Source organism: Paenibacillus macquariensis (assembly GCF_900156375.1).
In the GTDB taxonomy this organism is placed as follows: Bacteria; Bacillota; Bacilli; order Paenibacillales; family Paenibacillaceae; genus Paenibacillus_AQ; species Paenibacillus_AQ macquariensis.
The window spans coordinates 16,234-36,006 of sequence record NZ_FTNK01000017.1 but is presented as its reverse complement, the minus strand read 5'-3'; the positions used below and the strand labels follow the sequence as shown (position 1 = coordinate 36,006).

The following is a 19,773-nucleotide window of genomic DNA, read 5'->3' as shown; positions in this document are numbered from 1 at the left end:
GGCGACATGCCGTTACTTGGCGAGTTGTACAACTCAGTAACTTCTAGGGAGAATGCTACCTTTTGGTGGGTAGGCGACCCGGATAATTGGGTTAATGTATTTTGTGCTTTTGAACAAGGGAAAATGGTGGCTAAGGGGCAAGTGAGTATTATCAATATTGTTCCGTCGGGTCGTTCCGCTGACAGCAAACATTTAATCTACCTTAATTTAAAGACGATACAAGAAAGGGAATCCGATCATAATCTATTAGAGTTGCTCTACCCATATCTTTATTCACGTGCCTTGGAGCTAAAAGAGTCCTTGTCCCATGAACATGGTACATTGCTTTGTGTGGGTAACGATTCGTCGGAGATTGCCAATAGTCAATTCTTCATTCAAGAGAAGGGGTACCGTCATAAGGAAAGTTTATTTACAATGGAACGCGACCTTAAACAGCCTATTCTAGAGGTACAATTAAGCGAGGGTCTTCAATGTACACCATGGGCAATGGATTCATCTCAAGAAGAATTCGAGTATTTACAGTTAGATGCAGAGATTTGGCCAGATACACCAATAGGAATGGAAAGACTCTCACAAAACAAACAAAATCCACTGTGGATATCGATAGTTGTGCGTGAAGTAGATACGATGGTAGGTAGCTTAATGGCATGGCGTGAAGAAGAAACAGGTGTTATAGAAGATGTCCTCGTACGTGAACCCTGGAGAAATCGTGGCATTGCGAAATATATGCTGACACAAGCGATGAAGTATTTAAAAGGCAATGGGTTAGAATCTGCTGAACTGATGGTATTAACTACGAATAATAACGCATTGTCACTTTATGAATCCATGGGATTTAATAGGATCAAAGAGGAAGTAAGATATTGTATAGATTTGAAAAATAATTAGAAATACTAAGATTTTTTCAATGCTCCCTTTATATGTTGGAATTAGTTTATTCGGAGGTCTACATATGATATCAGAACTTAATATACAAGACTTTTATACAATAAAACATCTCACTGATCCGTGTAACAATATTGAGGTGAGAGCTGTGGTGAATGGAAATAATCCTGGTTGGGTCTATGTAGATCATTTAACAGAGCCTAGAGCTGCATTAGTATGGATTCAAGGTCAGGAAGGTTTCCATATTGTTGGAGATGAACACAGCGAGCCCTTTCGGATAGGGTTGGAAGCATACATGACACAACATATTGAACCCAGACTACAGAAGCTTGGTGTGAACTGGGTCGAGATCAGTGGTGAAACGCAACTATGGGGTCAGACGATCCAAGAGATATTCACTTCTAGGGACATTTCTAGTGATATTCAGCATGTGTTTACTCTTAAGGGAAATATAGACACGAGTGAATACATGGTAGAAGATAAGATCATGATTCGAAGAATAGATGCGAACCTATTGAATTCTAGGAGATTGGATAACTATTCATTCTTAGAAGAGAAAATTAATCGCTTTTGGGATTCCGTAGATGCCTTCTTACAACTTGGGTTTGGCTATATTGTGGAGCATAACAATAACGTGGTGAGTGCGTGTTTCTCTGCATTTGTGGACAAAGAGACACATGCTATCGATATTGAGACGTTAGAAGGATATAAAAGAAATAAATATGGCACAACAGTAGCTAGAGCGTTTATGGAAGAATGTAAACAAAAAGGGATATCCCCGTATTGGGATTGTTCTCCGGAGAATACGGGATCTATTACGGTAGCTAAAAGTCTTGGAATGACACCTTATTGTGACTATAAGATATTCTGGTATGAATTTAAGTGAATAACATGTTGTTATAAGTAGAGATCCTTATTGCTTAACGGCGAATAAGGATCTCTATTTCTCTTATTTGTTTACCGTTGTCAGGGGAACTAACTTTCTTCATTACTTCGGTAACTTGGATTCTGCTATCACGATAGTCTGTGCAATTTTCTTCTCCCAGTCGTATTCCTTTTGTAGAGAAGAATGAATAATTACCATTTGATCATACATAAGTGTGATATCTGTAGCTGCTGTAACAGCGTCACCTTGTTTTACACCAGCTTTATAACTTTTCTCCGCTGCTGAATAGGTTTTTTTTGCTGCAGCAATCGTTTTATTCTCTGACGTAATCTGTTTTTTCAAAAGCTGCACAGGTGCTAGTGCATCCTTAACCACTTTCACTTTGCTTGCACGTTGCTTTTTGGCAGTTGAGAGTGCTGCTTTCTTGGCTTTAATATCGGCACGCGCCACGTCCACTGAAGCACGTAACTTATTGCGTTGTAGATCGAGTAGATCAGCCATCTTCTTATTCTTTTTTTCCTTGGCGGCAGTGGCCTGTTTACTTAGTCCTGTGTATTGTTCTAATAGAGGAGAGTGCTCCCGCAAGGACTGATCATATTTTATTTGCAGTTTTTTTACCCATTCGACATCTATGGCGTTGATCTTGACGTTCAAGAGCTTCAATGCATCATTATTCTTTGTATGTTGTTCTTGAATATGCTGAGTTTCTGACAGGGTTGTTCCTTTCAGCGTTGTAACATTATCGTACACGATATCGATGTGGGCCAACGCAGTATCCCAACGATCTGCTGCACTTACCTGTGGTACATTCACTTGTAACACAGTCCATATATATAAAATCATAATCAACTTACACCAATGCGTTCTTCTACTTGTATCCTTCATCATTACTTCAACCCCCATCTATAAGAATAGTAACGCACACACAAAAAAAGCACTTCACAAGAAAGGCAATTACGCCTGATCTTGCGAGGTGCTTCGCTCGCTACAACAATGTTTAATTTCCATTCAATATACTCCACAATATGTAAGTTGTCAACAATAAATAGAACATATGTTTCATTTTATGTAATGCCACTTCTTATTGCACCTGGTATACTTACCATCTAAATAGGATCTGACATTAGACCAGGCCCATCCTGCATATGTTTTAACTAATGCATAATTGGGAGGGGAACGAATGGCAGACCGATTTGTCACGCAGTCTTTAGATGAAGTCAGCTTTTGGTCCAGAATTATGAAAGAACATTCATTTTTTTTAGGGTTGGGTTTTCGTTGTGAGGATACTGTGCTTAAAAAAGAAGCCGATCATTTCTATCGCGTGTTTGATGATATTGAAAGGCGCGTTCACTGCTTCACCCTTGATGTGGATCCCAATACGATTAAAGAATTTAATAAAGAAGTACATTCCGCGGTGTGTCACATTTGGGCATTTAAAAGAAAAGTACTCGGCTTAATACTTAGTTGTAAACTGCCTGGTCAGACGAACTTCCCCCTTCTGGTCGACCATGTGAGTAGGGAAGCCAATTACTTTCGGAATCGATTAGAAGAGCTAAATCGAGGTCAATTAGAACCATTATATGATTCAATTATTGATGAGAATGTGTTCTTCTTAAGAATTATGGGCGAACATGCCCAGTTTATTGGACATCTATTAGATCCATCAGAACGCAAGCTTGTTGAGCAAGCCCGAGATTTTAGTAATGATTTTGATCAGTTACTAGTCCAAGCAAGGGATATCGACTCGATGAGGCCTCAATCTCAGACCGTTCCCATATTAGATCAGTTCCTGGATCAAAACAGAGTATCTGTTAAGTCATTAAGAGATTTCAAGAAAACTGCTCGCGATCTCATAGATCAATGTAAAATTAAGAGCATTATTCATCCCTTGCTTGCGGATCATGTGTTCCGTGAGGCAGAAAGATTCCTGGAGATTATTGATATGTTCGAGAACTCGCTAAAAGGAAAAGGGAGAACAAATGAGATTATTCATCATTAAGTCGATGTTAAAAAGACTTTCAGACCCGTGATCATAGGGCTGAAAGTCTTTTTTGGTATAGTTAGGTTATTTCTCGGTTATAACGAATGTTAATTAATATTATGGTAGGATACACGTATAGCTAAAGTTACTTGCATCTAGGAGTAGAGGAGTACGATATAAATGAAACGAATCACGATTTTAATAGCGGATGATGAAGCAGAAATTGCAGATCTCATTGCATTACATTTGGAGAAAGAAGGATACCATCTCATCAAAGTATCTGATGGGAGAGAAGCGCTTCATGTTATTCATACGCAAGCGATTGATCTAGCGATTCTAGATATTATGATGCCCGGACTTGATGGTTACGAAGTGACACGACAGATTCGGGAAAAGTATCATATGCCCATTATTTTTCTGAGTGCTAAGACCTCAGATTTGGATAAGATCACAGGACTCGTCATGGGGGCTGATGATTATATGACCAAACCATTTAACCCGATGGAATTGGTTGCCCGGGTGAATGCTCAGCTACGACGTTCTATGCAGTTGAATGTACCGACGCAAGAGGATCAATCCATATGGATACTGGAAGTCGGTGGATTAACCATCGATCCTGAACAACGAACCGTTACCTTATATGGTGAGAACATTGTATTAACGCCGAAAGAATTCGATATTCTCTACCTACTTGCAGGCCATTCGAGGAAAGTATTCAGTGCTGAGAATATATTTGAACATGTGTGGGGCGAAGCATACTTTGAAAGTGGTAATACGGTCATGGTACATATTCGTACCCTGCGAAAGAAACTTGGAGAAGATAAGACTAAAAACAAATGGATTAAAACCATTTGGGGGGTTGGATATACATTCAATGGCTAACATGATACGAAGTTTTCGATCAAAAATGATCGTGTTACTAGGGTTAAGTATGCTGTTCTCAGGTGCCATCACGTTTATTATCTATAAAGCTCTTCAGCTTTATTATGTGAAGGTTCGGTTTGAAGATCCATTAGCTCAAGTTCGCAAAGTCATATCTAACTTTGGGGATCTCAACTTCTTTTTGATCCTATTCATTCCGCTTGCGATTCTATTTTTCTTTTTTCTCACCAAGCCCTACGCAACCTATTTCAAGGAAATATCCACGGGGATTCATTGTCTTGCTAATGGTGACTTTAACAATCGTGTTCATATTGCTTCGAATGACGAGTTCAAAGATATTGCGGAAGACATTAATTTGGCTAGTGAAAAGCTGCAAGCAGCGGTTGTACGAGGGGATTTTGCAGAGAGCAGTAAGGATCGGTTAGTCTTAAATTTAGCACATGATTTACGTACGCCACTGACCTCGGTGATAGGTTATCTAGATTTGATTCTTCAAGATGATCAGTTAACAACGGAACAGGTTAAACATTATTCGACGATTGCTTTCACTAAATCTCAGCGGTTGGAGAAACTCATTGATTCACTATTTGAGATCACGAGAATGAATTACGGTATGATTACCATTGATAAGCAATCCATCGATCTAAGCGAGCTGCTCAACCAATTGAACGAAGAATTATATCCTGTCTTTGAGAAAAATAATCTAATTGCTAGATTGAATGTGACTCCAAATGTAAATATTTCGGGTGATGGGGAGCTGTTGGCACGTGTATTTGAGAATCTGCTGACCAATGCCACTCGGTATGGTAAAGACGGACAGTTCGTAGATATGAACTGCCATCTTGTTGAAGAAGAAGTCGTGGTTCAAGTGATTAATTACGGTGATTGTATTCCAGAGAAAGATTTACCTCATATCTTTGAAATGTTTTACACCGGTGATCAGGCTAGAACACATCAAGAAGGTGGTACAGGTCTGGGATTGCTCATTGCGAAGAATATTGTGGAGCAGCATAACGGAAAGATAACTGTGCAAAGTGATGTGATTCGTACGATTTTTGAAGTGAGATTACCCCATTGATGACACAAATTTAAGAAAAACTTAATATTTGCCCGACTTCTTTTTAAAGAAGTTCCTCTATTCTTAATGAATGAAAGGTTAGGAGGAACTAAAGATGAAGAAGTGGGCTTTTTTGCTTGTTATTGTATTTTTACTATTTGGCTTTGAAGTTATGAAACAGGAGCCTGAAGTCGCGAGTAACAAACTATCCATAGAAGACTATCTTGCTCAAGATAAGATAGATCAAGATAACAACCATTCGATAGAAGTTGGAATGGATCGGATCTACCAGGGCGATCTCTTGTTAGTGAACAATCAGTATCCTGTACATCCAGCGGGTGTAACTCCTGATGTGGTGAATTTGTTTCAGAATAAGGAACTCGTACGAGGATACGGGTTGTTAGATAACACGATTCAATTGTCGCGACGTGTGGTGCAACAATTCAAAGTGATGATCGATAAGGCTGCTCGAGATGGCGTACGTCATTTTTTGATAAGTAGTGGTTATCGAGATGAAGAAGATCAGAATCGGCTATATAAAGAAATGGGTTCAGATTATGCTTTGCCGGCGGGCTATAGCGAACATAACGTAGGATTATCCCTTGATATAGGATCTACTGAAATGGCAATGAATCAAGCGGATGAAGGACAATGGTTACAGAAACACGCCTCTACATATGGGTTTATTTTACGATATCCCAAGGACAAATCAGACATTACAGGCATTCAGTATGAACCTTGGCATTATCGCTATGTGGGATTACCACACAGTATGATTATGCAGGAGAAGAATTTCACGTTGGAACAATATTTGGATTTCCTGAAAGAACAAAAAACCTATACCACGAGTATAGATCATAAAGAATACGAGATATCCTATTATCCTATTGTCAACAATACGATGATACTCATGCCGACGGATCGTCGTTATGAGGTATCGGGTAACAATATAGATGGCGTCATTGTAACGTTGTATCCCTAATGGGTATGGACACATCTCAAGAAGGGAGAGGATACGGTATGAAACGAATGAAATTAATGAATGGTATCATCGTACCGATACTATTTGCCGTGTATATGTATGTATTAATCAAAGTCATTTTATTTAAATTTGGTACAATTGATGTGACTTTTCTGCAGGGTCAAATGCAGAGAAATCTACGAAACCCAGAGAATATAATAGAACGATTGCAATCGGGTAATTTAAGTCCGTTGAAGGAAATATTAGGAAATATGTATCATTTATCGGGCCATGGTCTAATCAATTTGGTTGGAAATATCGCTATATTCATACCGTTTGGTATCTTCCTTCTACTCATGTCTAGAAATCATAAAATGTCATTCATAAGCGTATTTATTCTATCGCTTGGTTTAAGTTTAAGCTTGGAGTGTGCACAGGTTCTATTTCAAATAGGAACTTTTGATGTGGATGATCTCATATTAAATGTTTCGGGTGGGTTAATTGGTTTTGTTATTTTTAAAATTTGCGTTATGTTTAAACGGAATGAATCAAAGGTTACTCAAGGGTAGGGACATGTAGTGAATATGATTAGAAGTGAAGACTCAGCAATCCTATAATTAGGATTTGCTGAGTTTTTGTATTTAGTTTTCTTAGTTAGTAATAGCTAATACACTCTTTCTCCCCTACTTTGTAAATGGCTTAAATTCATTTGGTAAATTTCCGAAGAAATCTCCTTTCTGAAGCTCATCGACAAATTGCTGTAGCCAATTATAGTATTGAACGGCATGCTGTAGCTTGCTTAGGTCCTTAAGACAGTGTTCTCGATCCTCTTCAGAAGTGTTCGAAGCCTTGGTGAATTCCTCGAACTCAGGTATTACGGCTTCTAGCGTTTCCATCATCACATCAATTTCCCGTTGTAACTTTAAAGTGAAAAAGTTCTTAAAGGCTTGGAAGAAATCTGTCTCAGCAGCATATAGATCTTTTCGTTCACGCTTTTCGTCAAGTTTCGTGACCATTTTAGAAGAGATTAATGAGCGGACGCCATAACTCATATTACTTTTACTCATATTCATAATATTCTTCATTTCCTCGAGAGTCATCGGTCTGTCCTCAAATAACATAATCCCATAGAGTTGCCCAAAGGAATAATTCGATCCGTATAAGTCCATCGTCTGGGCAATGGCATCAATCATCGGACGTAGTAACTGCTCCCGTGGAGATAAGTCTGGTCTTTCTTCGCCAAAAGCTACCTGTTTCAAAAGATGAACCTCCAGTTCAACTAGATTCTATCATTCTATATTACACAAAATAGAAGATAGTCTTCGCTACTTTTTGGATTTTACATAATTAATAATTGATGTTTACACACGCTTGACCCAATTGTAATCAGATGAGTGTACAATTTTATTTGAACAGAGGAGTTCTCTTTTATATTATACCGCACACGACAGAAGAGGGAATGGGGGGCAAAAAGGATGACACGCTCGAAATTTATAAGTGGATTGAAACCAGTACTCTTTACGCTACCAGCGATGATTCCGTTTGTTGTATTCTGGCTAGCACCACTGTTGTATGTATTTTATCTAAGCTTTACGGAATGGGATTTCATGAGTCCTGAGAAAACATTTGTCGGATTAAATAATTATAACGAGCTCTTTCATAATCCAGCCTTTTATAAAGCGCTCAAAGTAACCGTGTTGTTTTGTGCGGGAAGCGTGCTGCCAGTTATTCTGATCGGATTAGGTCTAGCTCTTCTGATGAGTAGCAAGCTGAAAGGATCTACCTTTTATCAGGCGTTGTTGTTCTCTCCTTGGGTTACGCCAACTGTAGCTATTTCCATCGTCTGGTCCTGGATTTATGAACCTGATATGGGTCTTGCTAATACGGTGCTTAACTTTCTGGGCTTGGAGAAGATTGGCTGGCTTCATGATCCTAAGTGGGCACTTGTTGGGGTACTCATCGTGACCATATGGAAATCCGTGGGTTGGGCTATGATATTTTACTTAGTGGCATTACGCAACGTACCTGCGGACCTATTGGAAGCTGCTGATCTTGATGGGGCAAACCCTGTACAGAAATTTATACGTATCACAATGCCGTTAATATCGCCAACCACACTATTTTTATTTGTAGTTCAGATGATTCAAGCGCTTCAGGCTTACGACCAGATTAATGTGCTTACACAGGGAGGACCTTCTGGATCTACTCGTACTTTGTTGTATATGTATTATCAGTCTGCCTTCGAATCATTCCAGATCGGGGAGGCATCTACTGTCGCAATGGTTCTTGTGTTCATGTGCATGTTACTATCTTTGTTCTCACTTGGGGTCAGTAATCGAAGCACGCATTATTAGTACAATCTACAGTATAGGAGGCTCTTGAATGAGTAAGATCACAAGATTGGGAAGCGTGCTACGCCATTTATTTTTCGCCGTATTTGCTCTGATGATGGCCTTTCCTTTTTATTGGATGGTAACCAGCGCATTGAAAACGAACGATGAAATTTGGCGCTCACCCCCTACGCTCTGGCCGGAGACACCTCTATGGGGGAACTTTGTAGAAGCATGGAACCAGGCACCGTTCTTCAGATACATGGGTAACAGTATATTCGTTGCCATCTCTATTGTTATTTTCCAAGTTATTAATTCGGGGATGATGGCATATGCGCTTACACATATGAAATTTCGCTTGAAGGGGCTATTCGCAGGCGTGATCTTATTCGGCTATATGGTTCCAGCTACAGCGGTCTATTTACCCGGGTATCTCATTCTGTCCGAATTACATTTGTTAAATTCGTATGCCGGACTGATTCTGTCTAACTGCGTAAGTGTATTCTCTATCTTTCTAATCAGACAAGCGTTCCTTCAGGTTCCTCATGAACTGGTGGAGGCCGGAGAAGTCGATGGATCATCACATATGCGTATTTTATGGACCATTATTGTTCCAATTACACGATCCTCCTTCGCTGTGCTGGCTCTTATCACCTTCATTGATCAATATAACAATTATTTCTGGCCGATGCTGATTACAAAAGACCCCAACTTACAGCTGGTATCCGCCGGTCTTCGTAGCTTCTTCGTTGAAGGAGGTGCTTACGGATTGAAATGGCCGCTAATCATGGCCGCGAGTGCATTCACCATTGCCCCATTACTACTTGTATTTGTACTGACTCAGAAAACAATTATGCAAAGTGTTAATATGACCGCAGGTTCCACTAAAGGGTGAATTTAGGAATTAAATCAGTGTGAGAGCAATGTCGGAATATTTCCAATTCATTGAGAATGTTGTTATATAAATTGTTCATTAATGAACAAAGAGGAGAATGATGATGAGCGTATTTAAGAGGTTATCGGCTTTGTCTTTAATTGCTACATTCACACTATTAACGGCATGTGGTGAGAATGCAGGTACAGGAAATATTACGGCTGCAAACGGGGAAACCAAGACGCCTTCTGTGGAGGCAGCACCTGTACAAAGCGATCCTGTAACGATTGAATTCTGGTATGGACTCGGTGGGAAACTTGGCGAAAATATGGAGAAACTTATTCAGAAGTTCAATGCCTCGCAGCAGGAAGTCATTGTAAAGGGTATTGTGCAGGCTGACTATACCGAAACAGAGCAGAAACTGCAAGCCGCTATAGCCACAGGACAAGTTCCTGCTGCGGTGCTCTCTTCTAATGTGGATTGGGCGCGTAAGGGATACTTTGCTCCAATCGACGAGCTTATGGCTCAGCAGTCTGATTTCAATAAGGATGATTTTATCCAGACATTTCTAAATCAGGGACAGGTGGACGGTAAGCAATACTTCTTACCGATGTATGGAACGACACAAATTATGTACTACCGCAAGGATGCTTTCGAGAAGAATGGTATTAAGGCAGACGACCTGAAGACATGGGAGGACTTAGCAGCGGCTGCTAAGAAAATGACGGTTAAAAATGGTGATAAAACAAGCGTGTTCGGATGGGAGCCAATGTGGGGAGCCGCCAACATGATTGATGCCTCACTGAGTAAAGGCGGTAGTATTCTTAGTGAGGATGGTAAAGAAGTCATGATCGACTCCCCAGAGTGGATTCAGACTTGGGATTTCTTTCGTAAGTTGATTCATGAGGATAAGACCATGAGGATTCATTCTGGAGGTCAAGGTTGGGAATATTGGTACAAAACAATTGATGATGTGATGAAGGGTCAGGCCGCAGGTTATACGGGTTCAAGTGGGGATCAGGGCGATCTAGACTTTAGCATCATATCTGCAATGGAGCAACCGGGTTGGGCAGGTGTCGGCGAAGGTAAGCCAACAGCTGAGGCTTTAATGGCCGGTATTCCGTCTAAGGCAAGTGATATTGATAAGAAAGCAGCTATGAAGTGGCTCACCTACTTTACGAATTCAGAGAATACAGCCTTCTGGTCAATTAACACAGGATATATTTCCGTTCGTCAATCTGCTTCGAAGGATCCAGCTTTCATCTCGTTTAGTGAGAGTAATCCGCAGATCGAAATTCCGCTTCAACAGGCGTCCCATGCTTCTGCGCCTTTCTTGGACCCTACCGGTGGTAAGATCAGTGATGCACTGAAAATCGCAGCAGATAAAGTACAGATCGAGAATGTACCGGCAGCAGAGGCACTTCGAGAAGCGAAAGAAACGGCGCAGGCCGCGCTCGACAAATTGAAATAAAGGTGGACTACACAATGTCTAAGCTCATGACTCCACAAGGGAGCTACTCCGTATCCGCGATCTTGTTCGACAAAGACGGAACACTTCTTGAGTTCGTATCCCTATGGGGAAGCTGGAGTGAATATTTTCTGGCCACATATATCAAGTCTTTAGAAGAGAGAGGGCTCATGATGCTTGGAACACAGCTGTCTTCATTATTGGGAACCGTGCATAATGTCCATGGTAGCATTACGGATTATGACCGCAATGGCCCACTCGCGATGGGAACGATGGAGGATCTCTGTGCCATTCTTTCATGGCAAGGATATCAACTTGGATTATCTTGGGCAGAGTCCATGGAGCTTGTTCATAACTGCCGACACGTAGCGGATGCCGTGTTGGAACAGAACAGGCCTGTTCTTCCCCTTAGTGGTCTTCAGTATTTTCTTGACGATTGTGTAAAACATGGGATCAAGCTGGCTGTTGTGACCGCTGATGAGACTGCAGCGGCGGAGAAGCACTTGAGCTGGATGGGTTTGCGGCACTATTTCACTGCGGTCATAGGAACAGATCTTGTTAGTCGAGGTAAACCATTTCCGGACATGGCTCATCTTGCCTGTAAGGCATTATCTGTTGATCCATCTCAGGTAGTGGTGATCGGTGATACTAATGGAGATATGCGGATGGCTAAAGCAGCTGGTGCAGGAGTAGCTATTGGAATTACGGGAACTTCAAATAATACAGAAATATACAGAATTTTTCCAGATGCAGATATTATCGTACAATCTTATGAGCAGCTACGAATTGGAGCGAACCCCCAGTGAAGATTGAAGGTGCGTGGGCTTGGATTTTTCTAGCTATGGCCATTCTGTTTGAACTCTCAGGTACGGTCTCTATGAAAATATCCCACGGCTTCACTCGTCTGTGGCCATCTCTACTCATGTTCCTGTTCTATGGAATCAGTTTCACTTCGTTAAATTATGCCCTCACCTCTATTAAGGTGGGCGTTGCTTATGCGATATGGTCGGGCGCAGGAATTATTCTTATTTCCTTGGTTGGCGTGGTGTATTTCGAGGAGAAAATGTCGTTATCCTCTTTACTTTGGGTCTTAGTCATTGTCGCAGGTATTATAGGATTAAATATTAGCGCTAAGACTCACTAAGGTCCGACGCGAAAGTGAATTTATCAGTGCATAACTGGGGGGATTCTACGAATGAGCATGAACAAGCAAACAGCAGAACAACCGATTGAGACTTTTCAAATTATCACCGATACTCACATTACTGATGACCCGAATCATGAGTATAATCTCAACTTTGAGGGCGCGCTCCGGGATATTGCAACTCAATGTGAAGGAAGTAGTGGCATCATGCATATTGGAGATGTTACCAATCACGGATTTCCTAAGGAATACGAAGAAATGCTTCGCATTGTAAATATGTACAAAGAGCAACTACCAGAAATCACTTTCACTTTAGGAAATCATGATGTGGGTCTTGGAGATTGGGTATCTCGGTTGGCATTGTATGAATCCCAGACAGGAATGACGGGTCCATATCATGATCGCTGGGTTAATGGCTATCATTATATCTTTCTGGGAACAGAGAAGGGTCTGCGGACGTTCTGCGATCTTTCGAATGATCAGCTTCAGTGGCTGGATCACAAGCTTGCAGAGCAATCATCACCAGATAAGCCGATATTCCTCTTCTTACACCAACCGCTCAAGAACACAGTGGCTGGATCACTGGAGTCACAGGAGTGGTACGGAGTAACACAGGATGATGAATTAAAAGCGATCTTATCGAAATATCCTCAAGTTCTTCTATTTACCGGACATACCCATTGGGAGCTTGAAGTAGATAATACCATGTTTGCCGATCAAGGTAACACTGCCACGATGTTCAATTCGGCTTCGGTTGCCTATCTATGGACGAATGAGGATAAGCATAAATCAGGTAGTCAAGGTTATTATGTAGAAATATACAGCGATAAGGTTCTAGTTCGTGGTCGAGATTTCAAGACAGGAACTTGGATTGAATCCGCTCAGTATGAAGTAGCCTTTCCTCCTATCCAAAAGTCCTGATCATGGCATTGGATGGATACAAATCAAATCTTGATTATATCTGAGCGTGTATCACGAAGAGGTAGCCCCATGACTGAGGCTACCTCTTCGTTCTTCGTTTTGTAGGCTTTACATAAATTTAGATGAAATATAAACCATACATATAAGGTAATGCTATCGTCTGTAGCTTGGCATCTACTGGTTGCTCTATCGTTGATTCCGGATCGAAGAAGAGCGATACTAGCTCGGGATTACCACCAATAACGGATGATGATCCATGTGGTGTGTGTAACTCATAACGTCCATCTGGCAGAACGGAGATCGTGATGTTGTTGGCATCAGACTTATCATAGCCAGATTGGGCAATCAATGCTTCCCCATCAATAACAAGAACCGTTCCTTCATTACTTTGTCGCTCTACAGAGGTATCGACAGCTTCAAGCTGGTTGGCAAGTTCTACATCTTGCCAAGGTAATGTTACGCTCAAGGAAGTCAGTTCGAACTGTGTGAGAGCATTAGACAGAAGTGCTGCAACAGCAGAGGGTGAGCCTGCCTGTTCTATAAGCATGCCAACGCGATCAGAAGAGTCGTTTCTCGGTACAGCGAATACAGCAACACCAACGATCTCTTGTTCTGATGTTCTTGCTATGTGGATATGCTGATCCATACGGTGAATATTGGCCATCGGACTTGCACCAATGAATTGGGCAATATCGGAAAGCCCCCATTGAATGCCAGCGGACTTATGTATCATTAAGGAATGGACGGCGAACATATCCTTGGGTTCCATTTCAGAGAATGACCAATGAGATGATTCCACTTTAAGTTGTTCTGCAGTCTGTGCTTCAAGTATATATTTATTGGATTTGCCAAACGCTACACTACCGGCTCTAGTGTATAAAGAGCGACCTCCAGAGATGAACATCAATGAAGCACCGGATGCTTTGGCATGTTGCTGACAAAGCGTAAATAACTCTCCTGCAAGCCCTTGTCCCCGATATGCTGGGTCTGTACAGACCGCACCGATCGAATAGGCATGTAGATGTACTTTACCAGATTGAATAATGAAGGGAACCATTCCGATAAAAGATACAATCTTTCCTTGATCATTGAAGGCGGCATACGAATGACTTACACCCGGTCGAAATAAGGTTGGGAAGGAGATTTCCATAAAACGCTCTCCGTTTGTACAAAATACTTCTTCTGCTAAAAGCGCGGCATCTTTCAGTTCTGCTTCTTTAATGAGTCTGAATTCCATGACTAATTTCCTCCTGTTGCATAACAAGATACAAATCATCCGTTCTATGGAACCGGATATGGTATTTAGTATAACTCTTTATTCTTCGTTATGGAATTGAATGGTAGTCGTTATGTTGTTGAAATATAGGAGTAAATTCATTGTTTATGATGGAATTAAATGTTGTAAATACTAGTAATATAGGAGACAATTGTATTTGAATAATACTATGTAAAAGACGATATCAACCGTCAACGAGGTGTGATTGCATTTGACCATCAATATGATCAAGCTCCTATATGTACCCTTGATCTGCGTTCTTATTATTGTATCTTCTGTAATTATGGGTAAGACGCCGAACGTGATTTTGACAGTGATAACAGCGTTACTGCTAATTCTAAGTGTAATGTTGGATCGCAAATATACTTGGCTTAAATATATTCAATTTATACCATTAGGAGCATTCCATTATTCGAGCCACTTAAATTGGTGCATTTTATTGTATTACATTACGACTATAAATGTGATAGAGCATAAGACAAGACATCGAGATACCACTCTGATTGCGCTCTTATTGATCCTCCAGTACACGTTCATAAGGCTTTCCTATGTTCCACTTACGACCTACAATATGTTAGTTTCTATTTTCGATGTGATCACGGCATTAGTCACTGTTCTATTCTTCCATGTCATCTTGCGTAGTGAATCCGAGAAGAGACGATTGAAAGTGAAGAACGAATATCTCACCAACTATGATGCCCTTACAGGGTTTAATAACTACTCTGGGTATATCAAAACAGTACAACATCATATTGAACTTAACAGAGGGTTTCAGTTTGTTCTGTTTGATATTAGTAATGTTGCAACTAAAAATTTCGAAGATATCCTAGTAAGTTTCTCTCGTAAGTTGATAGAGCATTTCCCGAATCACCTTGGTGCATGCCGATATGCTGGAGATAACTTTGGGATCATGTTATCGCCTAGGGAACAAATGGACGTTCTAGAGATATGCGAGAACTCAGGGATTAAGGTAACGAGCAGCATCACACACTTCCCTGAGGAAGGAAGTGATTTCCAAGATTTAATCCATATAGGCGAAGAAAGAATTCTTGAAATGAAGCAAGGGAATCGGAATAAACGGCAGGAAGAACAGTTACGTTCAGAAAAAATGCAGATGGTTGGGCAATTAGCAGCTGGTATGGCACACGAAATCCGTAATCCGTTAACATCCATTCAAGGGTTTATCCAGTTATCGAAGAAATCGGGATATAATATTGAGCCATGGTATGACGTTATTATGAGCGAAATCACAAGGGTTGGTGAACTAACGGTAGAGTTCTTACAATTCTCAAAGCCTCATGAAAGCCACATGAAGGCTGAAGTGATGGCTAAATGCATGGCAAAAGTGTATTCATTGTGCGAATCGGAGGTTACATCCTACGGTCATATCCTTGAAATGGAGTCTTCAGACGAAGATATTATGGTAATAATGGATCGGGACAAGATCATACAAGTATTAATCAATTTGATTCGTAACGCCTTTCAGGCTATGGAACAAGCAGGTCATATCCATTTCATATTGAGTAGAGAAGGGGAGATGGCCGTAATTCAAGTCTGTGATAACGGAAAGGGCATCCCACAAAGTGAAATTAGCAAGATATTTGACCCCTTTTATACAACGAAGGAAGAAGGAACGGGCTTAGGACTATCCTTATGCAGTAAAATTATTGAAGACCATGATGGTTACATATCGGTAGAAAGTGAAGTTGGTTCGGGAACGGTGTTTACCGTTAAATTACCGATGTATCCGGCTAACAGTTGATCCGTGGAGGTTAGGTTATGATGAATTCATACATATTACGTCCGTCCTTTTGGGGTAGAGAAGTAAAACATAGATATATTTGCAACGAGTCGTCATCATTAGTCGTTATTTTTCCTGGGAAGGGTTAGAAGTGGGAACGGTTAGAGGTTCGTTAAGTATAATGAATGCGATCGTGGACATAAATGATACCTTTTTTCAGAGTAAATGATAGCAAGAGTAACAGATTAGACGTACTTATGAATATTAAGGGAGATCACGATGAAGAAATATACCCATCTAGGCGTTTACGGTATTCTTATCCATGACGATCAAATATTACTTATCAAGAAATCAAGAGGACCACATAAAGGAAAATGGGATTTACCAGGTGGTACGATAGAGTTCGGTGAAGAACCTTATGACACACTAATGAGAGAATTCTATGAAGAGACTGGAATCGTTGAATTAGACGGAAAATTGAGAACAGCAATATCCTATACGTTAGTCTATCCATTGAAAGAAAATGAATTAGAGGAATTACATCATATCGGAATCATCTATGACGTCAAATTAACGAGTAGTCAGTACATATTAAAGACAGATGGCGACGGAGAGGATTCCTTAGGTGCCAGTTGGATTCAAATGGATAAGATAGATAGTATTGAAACAACACCTTTTGTAAGAGGCGTATTGTCATAGATATAGTACTAATAGGTGGTACTGGTATGATTCTGTAGCAACATTTAACTATCCATTTCGTCTTAAATGGCAGGGGGTGTTGAATGTGAAAAAGGGAATAGTGCTCGCGTTAGTATCGATCCTTATTGTATTAATGATCAGCCCAACAACTACGCATGCTCTGAAATGTGTAGAAATGCCAACGGGTGAGCAAGGTTATGAGGAATATGACGGGATCATCGTTGGTCACGTGGAAGATGTCGTTCGTAAGAAAGATAACAATATGATTAAATTGAAAGTCAGCAAGAGCTTTAAAAAGATATCCGAAGAACAGATATTAGTGAAAGAAAATATCACATGGGGATCGTTACGGGGACCTAGTGAAATAGGTGAGGAATACCTCTATTATCTAAGAGAAAGTGAGTCCGGATGGGAGAATCCACTATGTTCTCCAACGATGAAGGTAGCTGAAGCCGCGAATGAATTAACTTTTCTGCAAGATAAAGAAATTGTTATTAATAGAATTTCTACGCCAACGCAATCACCCTCAGATGATAACGAGGTTTCAGAATTAAGCTCTGATGAAAAGACTAATCATGTTAGTAATGCCACTGGGTCCATTTCGAAGTATTTTTCCTCCAACTCGACAGAAATTGTAATTAGCGTAGGTGTGTTGGGTGGAATCCTGTACGCTCTGTGGTGTCTGTGGCGTGCAAGGAAGTAGACTCTTTTCCAAGTCCAATGTTACTATTTCACAGCATGATAAACATAACATGAAGGAGTAATACAAATGAAAATTGTAGAGATTAGATTATGCGCTGAACGTTTAGATACCTTGAAAGATTTCTATTCCGTCCAGTTAGGGTTGCCTATTATCGAGTCTTCGAATACATCGATTACCTTTTCAGTAGGATCCTCTCGACTGACATTCTTACAGGGTGATAGTGTGGCTAATCCCTTTTACCATTTTGCCTTTAACATCGTAGAGAATAAGAACGAATTAGCAATCGAGTGGTTAAAAAGCAAAGGAATTAACATTAATCAAGTCGATGACCATGATGAAAGTTATTTTGAGTCTTGGAATTCTCATTCCACCTATTTCTATGATCCTGCAGGCAACATCGTAGAGTTCATTGCAAGACATAATCAAGAATATGAATCAGATTCCGAATTTACCGCGAAAGATGTGATGAATATCAGTGAAATTGGCCTTCCTTCGGATGATGTCATAGAACTCTCAATACGCATTCAAGAAGAGTATAACGAGCAGATTTATATCTCAGGAAGTCCTACATTTACACCTATCGGAGATGAAGAAGGTTTATTGATATTATCTTCTCTTCATCGTATGTGGTTAGGATCCAATAAGGAATCTGAGATATTCCCTGTAGAGATTGTGATTCATAAAGGGAAGTCTGGAACAAAGCAATTATTAGGATATCCATACAGAGTAACAACAATATAGAGCTCCAATCGCGTAGCCATCACAAAGGATATAGCCACAATGTGAAGGCTACACATAAGCAATGAAACCGCTTTTTTCTCATTGACGTCCATACGATAAAAGATTAGAATGCAATGTAAGAACGTGACTTACGCTATTTGCAACAGGAGTGAATTCTAAAGAATGATCACGATTTATGATATTGCTAAGAAGACGGGGTATTCACCCACCACAGTCTCGAAAGTATTCAATAACTACACAGATGTAAAAGAACAGACGCGTCAGACGATTTTGCAAGCAGCCAAAGAACTCGGTTATTTGCCTAATGCGCATGCACGCACATTGACAACGAAGAAGTCTTGGACCATTGGTGTGTTATTTGTTGAATCCTCTGGCATTGGTATGCAGCACCCTTTCTTTAGTGCAGTTATCGAGAGTTTTAAGCAAGTTGCGGTATCCAAAGGGTATGCGCTGATGTTTATTTCTAAAGATGTAGGTGGTAAGCAGAGCGGGTATCTGGAGAATTGCAAAATTCGTGGTGTCGACGGGGTAGTCGTCATTCTATCGGATTATGAAGATCCTTATTTCAAAGAACTTCTGGATAGTGACATTCCGTGCGTCGTCCTCGATTATGAAACATCGCAAGCTCATACCTTGTATTCAGACAACCTTGAAGGTAGCCTTCTAGCAGTGGAGTACTTATATTCACTTGGACACCGCAAGATCGCTCATATTTCTGGTGGAATAAACACATTTGCTGGTTCTAAGCGCGTGCAAGGATATGAATTGGCAATGACCCGTCTGAATCTGGAGACAAAAGAGTCTTATATCGTTGATAGCGCGTATTATTCCATTGAGAGTGGATACGCCGCAATGGTGCAGATTTTGGATCTGCAAGATCGTCCGACTGCTGTGTTTGTAGCGGGAGACCATTTAGCACTTGGCGCTATGAGAGCCGCTAGGGAACGAGGACTTCGTATTCCTAACGACCTGTCTATTGTAGGATTTGATAATATTGAGCTATCTCAATATATTACACCTGCTTTAACAACCATTGCACAAGATACAGCGCTTATGGGGAGTAAAGCCGCAGACATATTGATTCATTCTATTGATAATCCTTCACAGGTTCTAGAATCAGCGGTATTACCTGTAAGGTTGATCGTTAGGGATTCATGTAGCAGTGTGACTAACGCACCATGAGAATCAACAGATAGAGCTGATTTCTTTTTTTACCTCATTACG

At 40.6% G+C, this 19,773-nt stretch carries 21 protein-coding genes; 18 read left to right on the top strand and 3 right to left on the bottom strand.

What is annotated here, in order from left to right:
* Positions 1 to 6 precede the first annotated feature (6 nt).
* Entirely contained in the window at positions 7 to 888 is an 882-nt protein-coding gene (locus BW961_RS23060; RefSeq protein ID WP_082867731.1) for a GNAT family N-acetyltransferase, read from the top strand.
* Between the two features lie 64 nt (positions 889 to 952).
* The gene (locus tag BW961_RS23055) at positions 953 to 1,771 is read left to right on the top strand and encodes a GNAT family N-acetyltransferase (protein WP_068592595.1); all 819 of its coding nucleotides are present in this window, start codon (positions 953 to 955) and stop codon (positions 1,769 to 1,771) included.
* A 102-nt stretch (positions 1,772 to 1,873) separates the two neighbouring features.
* Here the strand turns inward: BW961_RS23055 and BW961_RS23050 are convergent, their stop codons facing one another.
* Positions 1,874 to 2,659 (bottom strand): hypothetical protein, encoded by a 786-nt coding sequence (locus tag BW961_RS23050; RefSeq protein WP_082867726.1) that lies wholly within the window; start codon positions 2,657 to 2,659, stop codon positions 1,874 to 1,876.
* A 292-nt stretch (positions 2,660 to 2,951) separates the two neighbouring features.
* Here BW961_RS23050 and BW961_RS23045 point away from each other — a divergent pair, with 292 nt between their 5' ends.
* The 5 genes from BW961_RS23045 to BW961_RS23025 all read left to right on the top strand — a co-directional run bounded on the left by BW961_RS23045 (position 2,952) and on the right by BW961_RS23025 (position 7,221).
* Positions 2,952 to 3,770 (top strand): DUF2935 domain-containing protein, encoded by an 819-nt coding sequence (locus tag BW961_RS23045; protein WP_068592596.1) that lies wholly within the window; start codon positions 2,952 to 2,954, stop codon positions 3,768 to 3,770.
* 162 nt (positions 3,771 to 3,932) lie between these two features.
* On the top strand, positions 3,933 to 4,634 hold the full coding sequence (locus BW961_RS23040; protein ID WP_068592597.1) for a response regulator transcription factor: 702 nt from the start codon (positions 3,933 to 3,935) through the stop codon (positions 4,632 to 4,634).
* Positions 4,627 to 5,712, top strand: a complete 1,086-nt coding sequence (locus tag BW961_RS23035; protein ID WP_068592599.1) for a HAMP domain-containing sensor histidine kinase — start codon at positions 4,627 to 4,629, stop codon at positions 5,710 to 5,712. The genes BW961_RS23040 and BW961_RS23035 overlap by 8 nt, the downstream gene beginning before the upstream one ends.
* Positions 5,713 to 5,806: 94 nt before the next feature.
* Positions 5,807 to 6,673: a M15 family metallopeptidase gene (locus tag BW961_RS23030; protein WP_068592601.1), complete on the top strand. Its 867-nt coding sequence runs from the start codon at positions 5,807 to 5,809 to the stop codon at positions 6,671 to 6,673.
* Positions 6,674 to 6,711: 38 nt separating this feature from the next.
* The gene (locus BW961_RS23025) at positions 6,712 to 7,221 is read left to right on the top strand and encodes a VanZ family protein (protein ID WP_244556034.1); all 510 of its coding nucleotides are present in this window, start codon (positions 6,712 to 6,714) and stop codon (positions 7,219 to 7,221) included.
* Positions 7,222 to 7,335: 114 nt separating this feature from the next.
* Here the strand turns inward: BW961_RS23025 and BW961_RS23020 are convergent, their stop codons facing one another.
* Positions 7,336 to 7,911 carry a GbsR/MarR family transcriptional regulator gene (locus BW961_RS23020; RefSeq protein WP_068592602.1) on the bottom strand — a complete coding sequence of 192 codons (576 nt, stop codon included), beginning with the start codon at positions 7,909 to 7,911 and terminating at the stop codon, positions 7,336 to 7,338.
* A 216-nt stretch (positions 7,912 to 8,127) separates the two neighbouring features.
* Here BW961_RS23020 and BW961_RS23015 point away from each other — a divergent pair, with 216 nt between their 5' ends.
* From BW961_RS23015 to BW961_RS22990, 6 genes are all read left to right on the top strand, one after another.
* Complete coding sequence (locus BW961_RS23015; RefSeq protein ID WP_068592603.1) at positions 8,128 to 9,006, top strand: carbohydrate ABC transporter permease; 879 nt, start codon at positions 8,128 to 8,130, stop codon at positions 9,004 to 9,006.
* A 28-nt stretch (positions 9,007 to 9,034) separates the two neighbouring features.
* Entirely contained in the window at positions 9,035 to 9,877 is an 843-nt protein-coding gene (locus BW961_RS23010) for a carbohydrate ABC transporter permease (protein WP_068592605.1), read from the top strand.
* A 103-nt stretch (positions 9,878 to 9,980) separates the two neighbouring features.
* The gene (locus tag BW961_RS23005; protein WP_139331724.1) at positions 9,981 to 11,327 is read left to right on the top strand and encodes an ABC transporter substrate-binding protein; all 1,347 of its coding nucleotides are present in this window, start codon (positions 9,981 to 9,983) and stop codon (positions 11,325 to 11,327) included.
* Between the two features lie 14 nt (positions 11,328 to 11,341).
* On the top strand, positions 11,342 to 12,130 hold the full coding sequence (locus BW961_RS23000) for an HAD family hydrolase (protein ID WP_068592609.1): 789 nt from the start codon (positions 11,342 to 11,344) through the stop codon (positions 12,128 to 12,130).
* Entirely contained in the window at positions 12,127 to 12,468 is a 342-nt protein-coding gene (locus BW961_RS22995) for a DMT family transporter (RefSeq protein ID WP_076576997.1), read from the top strand. The genes BW961_RS23000 and BW961_RS22995 overlap by 4 nt, the downstream gene beginning before the upstream one ends.
* 51 nt (positions 12,469 to 12,519) lie before the next feature.
* Complete coding sequence (locus BW961_RS22990) at positions 12,520 to 13,389, top strand: metallophosphoesterase family protein (protein ID WP_139331723.1); 870 nt, start codon at positions 12,520 to 12,522, stop codon at positions 13,387 to 13,389.
* A gap of 118 nt (positions 13,390 to 13,507) precedes the next feature.
* Here the strand turns inward: BW961_RS22990 and BW961_RS22985 are convergent, their stop codons facing one another.
* Positions 13,508 to 14,626, bottom strand: a complete 1,119-nt coding sequence (locus tag BW961_RS22985) for a GNAT family N-acetyltransferase (protein ID WP_068592610.1) — start codon at positions 14,624 to 14,626, stop codon at positions 13,508 to 13,510.
* Between the two features lie 250 nt (positions 14,627 to 14,876).
* Here BW961_RS22985 and BW961_RS22980 point away from each other — a divergent pair, with 250 nt between their 5' ends.
* The 5 genes from BW961_RS22980 to BW961_RS22960 all read left to right on the top strand — a co-directional run bounded on the left by BW961_RS22980 (position 14,877) and on the right by BW961_RS22960 (position 19,731).
* Positions 14,877 to 16,427: a sensor histidine kinase gene (locus tag BW961_RS22980; protein WP_068592613.1), complete on the top strand. Its 1,551-nt coding sequence runs from the start codon at positions 14,877 to 14,879 to the stop codon at positions 16,425 to 16,427.
* A 258-nt stretch (positions 16,428 to 16,685) separates the two neighbouring features.
* On the top strand, positions 16,686 to 17,105 hold the full coding sequence (locus tag BW961_RS22975) for an NUDIX hydrolase (protein ID WP_068592615.1): 420 nt from the start codon (positions 16,686 to 16,688) through the stop codon (positions 17,103 to 17,105).
* 85 nt (positions 17,106 to 17,190) lie between these two features.
* Positions 17,191 to 17,808 (top strand): hypothetical protein, encoded by a 618-nt coding sequence (locus BW961_RS22970; protein WP_068592616.1) that lies wholly within the window; start codon positions 17,191 to 17,193, stop codon positions 17,806 to 17,808.
* 66 nt (positions 17,809 to 17,874) lie between these two features.
* Positions 17,875 to 18,549 carry a VOC family protein gene (locus BW961_RS22965; RefSeq protein WP_068592617.1) on the top strand — a complete coding sequence of 225 codons (675 nt, stop codon included), beginning with the start codon at positions 17,875 to 17,877 and terminating at the stop codon, positions 18,547 to 18,549.
* Positions 18,550 to 18,711: 162 nt separating this feature from the next.
* Entirely contained in the window at positions 18,712 to 19,731 is a 1,020-nt protein-coding gene (locus tag BW961_RS22960) for a LacI family DNA-binding transcriptional regulator (protein WP_068592619.1), read from the top strand.
* Positions 19,732 to 19,773: the final 42 nt, after the last annotated feature.